Source organism: Pseudomonas sp. JV449 (assembly GCF_032424295.1).
Classification (GTDB): domain Bacteria; phylum Pseudomonadota; class Gammaproteobacteria; order Pseudomonadales; family Pseudomonadaceae; genus Aquipseudomonas; species Aquipseudomonas marginalis.
In genome coordinates, this window is the sequence record NZ_VYKD01000033.1 from 179,013 (window position 1) to 185,410 (window position 6,398).

Consider the following 6,398-nt stretch of genomic DNA (forward strand, 5'->3'; position numbering starts at 1 on the left):
ATCTGGCCGGAGCCGGATGTCGTTTTGGTGTCTGATTCGGTAAGGAACCGGGAGCACCATCTGCGTAGGCTTGTTGGTTTAAGACTTGCGTCGCCTACGGTCTTGGATAGCCCCCGCCAGGCAGGGACCCCAATCTTTCAATTGGCGCAATCGCTTACGCCAATTTGCGTCTTATACGTCCAGCGAGCCTTGGTCGATGACCAGACCTGGGCCCATGGTGGTGCTCAGGGTAACGCGCTTGACGTAGATACCTTTCGAGGAAGCTGGCTTGATACGCTTCAGATCGGCGATCAGGGCTTCAACGTTTTCCTTCAGCTTGACGGCGTCGAAGCCGACCTTGCCAACGGAGGTGTGAATGATGCCGTTTTTGTCGGTACGATAACGAACCTGACCAGCCTTGGCGTTTTTAACCGCGGTAGCTACGTCTGGCGTTACGGTGCCGACCTTAGGGTTAGGCATCAGGCCACGTGGACCCAGGATCTGACCCAATTGACCCACAACACGCATTGCGTCCGGGGAAGCAATAACTACGTCGTAGTTCAGGTCGCCGCCTTTCATTTCGGCAGCCAGGTCGTCCATACCAACGCGGTCAGCGCCGGCGGCCAGAGCAGCTTCAGCTGCAGGGCCTTGAGTAAAGACAGCTACACGAACAGTCTTACCAGTACCGTGTGGCAGCACAGTAGCGCTACGAACGACCTGGTCAGATTTACGTGGGTCTACACCCAGGTTTACAGCAACGTCAACGGACTCGCTGAACTTGACAGTCGACAGCTCGGTCAGCAGAGCAGCAGCGTCTACAAAATTGTAGGACTTGCCCGCTTCGATTTTGCCGGCGATAGCCTTTTGGCGCTTGGTCAGCTTAGCCATTACACACCCTCCACGTTAAGGCCCATGCTACGAGCAGAACCGGCGATGGTACGCACGGCTGCATCCATATCAGCTGCAGTCAGATCCGCGTTTTTGGTTTTCGCGATTTCTTCCAGCTGAGCACGAGTTACGGTGCCAACCTTAACGGTGTTAGGACGAGCGGAACCGCTAGTCAGACCAGCAGCCTTCTTCAGCAAAACCGAAGCCGGGGTCGACTTGGTTTCGAAAGTGAAGCTACGGTCGCTGTATACAGTGATGATCACTGGAGTCGGCAGACCTGGCTCAAGACCCTGAGTACGGGCGTTGAAAGCCTTGCAGAATTCCATGATGTTCACGCCATGCTGACCCAGGGCTGGACCAACAGGTGGGCTTGGGTTGGCCTGAGCGGCCTTCACTTGCAGCTTGATGTAAGCGGTAATCTTCTTGGCCATGAGGCACTCCAATTACGGGTTCAAGCGCCTCGAAAGGCTCCCCGGTTACTTGCGCGTTTATCCCAGTGACGACAAAACCCCACAGCCTAAGGCTGCGGGGTTGGGATGCTTACTCAGCTAGACCTTCTCGACCTGGCTGAATTCCAACTCTACCGGAGTAGAGCGACCGAAAATGAGCACCGCGACCTGGATCCGGCTCTTTTCGTAGTTAACCTCTTCGACAGTCCCGTTGAAATCAGCAAACGGACCATCCGTGACACGAACAACCTCACCCGGCTCGAACAACGTCTTCGGCTTGGGCTTGTCGCTACCGTCGGCGACACGACGCAGAATTGCTTCTGCCTCTTTGTCAGTGATCGGAGCAGGCTTATCAGCAGTACCGCCGATGAAGCCCATAACACGAGGAGTGTCCTTGACCAAGTGCCAAGTACCCTCATTCATGTCCATCTGCACCAGCACGTAGCCAGGAAAGAACTTGCGCTCACTCTTGCGCTTCTGACCATTCCGCATTTCAACCACTTCTTCAGTGGGAACCAGAATTTCGCCGAAGCCATCTTCCATGCCTGCCAGCTTTACGCGCTCCAGCAAAGAGCGCATAACATGCTTCTCGTAACCCGAGTAAGCATGCACAACGTACCAACGCTTAGCCACGGGACACCCTTAGCCAACAATCAAGGAAACAAGCCAGCCGAGCAGGGAATCAAGACCCCACAACAGCAACGCCATAACCAGAACAACAGCCACAACAATCAACGTGGTCTGCGTGGTTTCTTGGCGAGTTGGCCAAACGACTTTACGAATTTCGGTGCGAGCTTCCTTCACCAGGACCGCGAAAGACTTGCCTTTGGCAGTCTGCAGGCCTACAAAGGCAGCTACAGCAGCAAGGGCGAGCAAAACGAGAACGCGGTACAGGATCGGCGAAGCAGAATAGTACTGGTTGCCAACAACGCCCACGACCACCAAAGCGACCACAGCGAGCCACTTGACGAGATCGAAACGAGAGCTTTGAGCTTCAGCCTTAGGAGTCATCTATGAAGATCCTGTGAAAAGAAAGCCAGACACACCATGCGAATCTGGCAGGTCAGGAGGGAATCGAACCCCCAACCTACGGTTTTGGAGACCGTCGCTCTGCCAATTGAGCTACTGACCTAAAACAAAATCAGGCCGACCATTATGCAGACCCGAAAAAGACTTTACAACAACCAACCCCCAAAGACTTGAAATCACTCAACAACAAGCAATCTAAACACCATCAAGCCGAGCCAGCCGTTAAAACAAAGGCAGATATTTTCATATCTGCCTTGTTATATGGAGCTCTTGAGCGGATTTGAACCGCTGACCTCACCCTTACCAAGGGTGTGCTCTACCAACTGAGCTACAAGAGCGAAACACAATGCACAACCTGCAAACTTGGAGCGGGTAGCGGGAATCGAACCCGCATCATCAGCTTGGAAGGCTGAGGTTCTACCACTAAACTATACCCGCGGAGCTTGCAGCTCACGCTAAAATGGTGGAGGGGGAAGGATTCGAACCTTCGAAGTCGTAGACGTCAGATTTACAGTCTGATCCCTTTGGCCGCTCGGGAACCCCTCCTAAGCGAGCCGGCATTCTACATCACACCGGCCTTCTGTCAAGCATTTTCTCATTAAAAATATGAGGTTAGCTGCATTGACCTTCGCTTCGCACCTTAGACCTTAAAGGTCTTCACTGCGAAGCGGGCGCCATTCTATGCAAACTATTCGAGAGTTGCAATGCCTTCGCACAGCATTATTTTATGTTTTAACTCATTGAATTCCTTAGCAAGGTTTTCAAAGGGTAGGTCGTCAGCCAGGCGTCGGCTTTCCGGGGCAACTCGAAGCCAGTAACCTTGCGCATCAGGAGCACTCAGCAGCTGTACCTTAACCTTTATATCCAGGCTAGTGAGGCGCTGCTCAAGGAATTGCGCCTGTCGCTGGTCGGCAAAGCCACCAATGTATAAGCAAGTATTTTGCGCATCAGATGCCTTAGCCCGATCCTTGCGCACCACAGCGTCGGAAGACTCGCTCAGCAGGCGAATATCCTGCTGCGTATTCCGATAGAGGCTCAGAGGGGTCACGTCTTTAGCACGCAACGGCGCCTCTTGCTGATGCCATATGTAGTAGAAGGCGTTCAGGATCAATAAAAGCAAAAACAGCCAACGCATAAACACCTCAAGATAAAGGGCACGCCATTGCCAGACCTACGAAAATCAAATCAGGAACGAGTCGAGCCTGAGGCACGGCATCCCTCACCAAATCAGCATCGCCACCCGTCAGGAATACAGTGAAGTTATCACCCCAATAACTTCGGGCCAGCTCAAGCTGGGTCAGCACAAACCCTCTGAGCATCAACGTACAGCCACGCTCTACAGCCTCTACGGTCGTATGCCCTGGCGATAGACGCTCCAAGGCTCTTTCAGCAGCTGCATCGTCGTAACGTATCTTGCGCGTATGCGTGCGCAGCTGATTACGCATGAGGGGCATGCCAGGACAGATGAAGCCACCTAAATGCTCACCATCGCCAGCAACAAAATCTGCAGTAGCAGCCGTACCGAAATCAAGCACCAGGCATGCGCCCGACGCCAATTTGAAGCCGCCCAGCATTGCTAACCAGCGATCAAGGCCAAGACGCTCGAAATCTTCGTAACCGTTGCGCACCCCAGCCATTTCTCGCGCAGAAACAGCGCAGGAAACCGCAACGCCAAAGGCCTCCACCAGCGCCTCAACCAGATTTTTTGTTTCGTCCAGAGCACGAACACTCACCAACCGGCAATGTGTCAATAACACACCAGGCAGCACTGACAGGCTTTCAATCAATGCAACATCCGAACTAGCGACACCTTCTGCAGATGCCGTCGCCCGATCCGAATCAAGTACGCGCCACTTGATGAAGCTATTCCCACAGTCGAGCTCAAGAATCATCACGCAACCTCAGGCTTAACTCACCACCACTGTATGTTTTCTCAACACCACCGACACTTAAACGTAATGCCCCCTGACCGTCGATACCCAGCACCACCCCATCGACACGGTTGGCACCCGCTATGAGTGACACTGCCTTTCCCTGCCAGGCATGACCTTTTTCCCACTCATCCCGAAGCGATGAAAAACCTTGCGCCCTGTGTCGATCCAAGTAGCTTTGCAACTGCAAGCACAGGCGTGCCACCAGAGAGTTACGATCAACTGGAGACCCCGTCTCCAACTGCACTGACGTCCATTGCTGATCAACCTCTTCAGCCTTCTGCATATTCACGTTAATACCGATGCCGAGGACAACGTGGCAAATATCCGCAGGATCCCCTACGAGCTCCAGTAAAATCCCGGCAATCTTCTTCTGCCCCACCAGGACGTCGTTTGGCCACTTCAGAGCCGCCCCCCGCACTCCAGACTCACGCAGCGCCTGCATTACCGCCAAGCCAACCACAAGGCTCAGGCCTTCCAGCTGTCGCGGACCATTCTCGATACGCACTAAGAGGCTGTAATACACATTCTGAGCGAATGGGCTGACCCACTTTCGACCACGTCGCCCTCTTCCCGCCGTTTGCTGCTCCGCAAGCACCAGGTACGGCGTCGCACGCTCAACCTCAACAAGGCGCAGAGCCTCGGCATTTGTCGAGTCGATGGAGTCGTAGATATGGATAGGCCACGCGAGGGAAGACGTATGCAGTGCAATCTGCTCGGAACTCAAGAAAACCAGCGGCGAAGCTAATTGATATCCCCTCCCACGAACCTTGTGGACCGGCAGATTCAATTCGGCCTCAAGATGCTGGAGCTGCTTCCAGACTGCACTGCGACTAACGCCCAGGGCTGCGCCAAGTGCTTCTCCGGAATGGAATCGGCCATCTTTTAGAAGTTCTAACAACGTCAGCATGCAAGTATCGCCTCACAATGAGGCACGCATGATAGCCATGCGCAGGGTCATTGCATAGAAAGGCCGGACTTTAGCATTGAAGACCCTCCCGAGGCGCCTCTTCGCACTTTCCGACCGCCCAAAACAAAACCCCACCTGCTTTCGCAAATGGGGTTTCGGAATTTAATCTTGACGATGACCTACTCTCACATGGGGAAACCCCACACTACCATCGGCGATGCATCGTTTCACTGCTGAGTTCGGGATGGGATCAGGTGGTTCCAATGCTCTATGGTCGTCAAGAAATTCGGGTACTGAGTTGTGGCCAGCTGGCCTCGCTTCAGCAAATTGGGTATGTGACAGCTTTCGGTGTTTTGTGAAATCTCGAACTTTCGGTTCATTGCGTCTTCACACACCGCAATCTGGCCTTTCGACGCAAATTGCTTGGGTGTTATATGGTCAAGCCTCACGGGCAATTAGTATTGGTTAGCTCAACGCCTCACAGCGCTTACACACCCAACCTATCAACGTCGTAGTCTTCGACGGCCCTTCAGGGGACTCAAGGTCCCAGTGAGATCTCATCTTGAGGCTAGTTTCCCGCTTAGATGCTTTCAGCGGTTATCTATTCCGAACATAGCTACCCGGCAATGCCACTGGCGTGACAACCGGAACACCAGAGGTTCGTCCACTCCGGTCCTCTCGTACTAGGAGCAGCCCCTCTCAAATCTCAAACGTCCACGGCAGATAGGGACCGAACTGTCTCACGACGTTCTAAACCCAGCTCGCGTACCACTTTAAATGGCGAACAGCCATACCCTTGGGACCGGCTTCAGCCCCAGGATGTGATGAGCCGACATCGAGGTGCCAAACACCGCCGTCGATATGAACTCTTGGGCGGTATCAGCCTGTTATCCCCGGAGTACCTTTTATCCGTTGAGCGATGGCCCTTCCATACAGAACCACCGGATCACTAAGACCTACTTTCGTACCTGCTCGACGTGTCTGTCTCGCAGTCAAGCGCGCTTTTGCCTTTATACTCTACGACCGATTTCCGACCGGTCTGAGCGCACCTTCGTACTCCTCCGTTACTCTTTAGGAGGAGACCGCCCCAGTCAAACTACCCACCATACACTGTCCTCGATCCGGATAACGGACCTGAGTTAGAACCTCAAAGTTGCCAGGGTGGTATTTCAAGGTTGGCTCCACGCAGACTGGCGTCCACGCTTCAAAGCC

General features: G+C 53.7%; 7 protein-coding genes, 4 tRNA genes and 2 rRNA genes. All 13 read right to left on the reverse strand.

The genetic code is table 11. The features are described 5' to 3' along the window. Positions 1–171: 171 nt before the first annotated feature. Positions 172–867, reverse strand: a complete 696-nt coding sequence (gene rplA, locus F6S08_RS29040; RefSeq protein WP_003176434.1) for a 50S ribosomal protein L1 — start codon at positions 865–867, stop codon at positions 172–174. Beyond that, positions 867–1,298: a 50S ribosomal protein L11 gene (rplK, locus tag F6S08_RS29045; protein WP_003176435.1), complete on the reverse strand. Its 432-nt coding sequence runs from the start codon at positions 1,296–1,298 to the stop codon at positions 867–869. The genes rplA and rplK overlap by 1 nt, the downstream gene beginning before the upstream one ends. Positions 1,299–1,415: 117 nt before the next feature. After that, on the reverse strand, positions 1,416–1,949 hold the full coding sequence (gene nusG, locus F6S08_RS29050) for a transcription termination/antitermination protein NusG (protein ID WP_003176436.1): 534 nt from the start codon (positions 1,947–1,949) through the stop codon (positions 1,416–1,418). Positions 1,950–1,958: 9 nt separating this feature from the next. Beyond that, on the reverse strand, positions 1,959–2,327 hold the full coding sequence (secE, locus tag F6S08_RS29055) for a preprotein translocase subunit SecE (RefSeq protein ID WP_027605162.1): 369 nt from the start codon (positions 2,325–2,327) through the stop codon (positions 1,959–1,961). A gap of 45 nt (positions 2,328–2,372) precedes the next feature. Next, positions 2,373–2,448: transfer RNA gene (locus F6S08_RS29060), tRNA-Trp, on the reverse strand. Positions 2,449–2,607: 159 nt separating this feature from the next. After that, a tRNA-Thr gene (locus F6S08_RS29065) sits at positions 2,608–2,683 on the reverse strand. Positions 2,684–2,709: 26 nt separating this feature from the next. After that, positions 2,710–2,783: transfer RNA gene (locus F6S08_RS29070), tRNA-Gly, on the reverse strand. A 23-nt stretch (positions 2,784–2,806) separates the two neighbouring features. Next, a tRNA-Tyr gene (locus tag F6S08_RS29075) sits at positions 2,807–2,891 on the reverse strand. A 142-nt stretch (positions 2,892–3,033) separates the two neighbouring features. Then, entirely contained in the window at positions 3,034–3,480 is a 447-nt protein-coding gene (locus F6S08_RS29080) for a hypothetical protein (RefSeq protein WP_027605161.1), read from the reverse strand. Between the two features lie 7 nt (positions 3,481–3,487). Continuing rightward, positions 3,488–4,237, reverse strand: a complete 750-nt coding sequence (locus F6S08_RS29085; protein WP_065924111.1) for a pantothenate kinase — start codon at positions 4,235–4,237, stop codon at positions 3,488–3,490. Next, a complete protein-coding gene (gene birA, locus F6S08_RS29090; RefSeq protein WP_315872671.1) occupies positions 4,227–5,186 on the reverse strand; it encodes a bifunctional biotin--[acetyl-CoA-carboxylase] ligase/biotin operon repressor BirA in 960 nt (319 codons plus the stop codon). Before birA ends, F6S08_RS29085 begins: the two co-directional genes overlap by 11 nt. A 166-nt stretch (positions 5,187–5,352) precedes the next feature. Beyond that, positions 5,353–5,468, reverse strand: a 5S ribosomal RNA gene (gene rrf / locus F6S08_RS29095). 152 nt (positions 5,469–5,620) lie between these two features. After that, positions 5,621–6,398, reverse strand: a 23S ribosomal RNA gene (locus F6S08_RS29100); the annotation flags it as partial.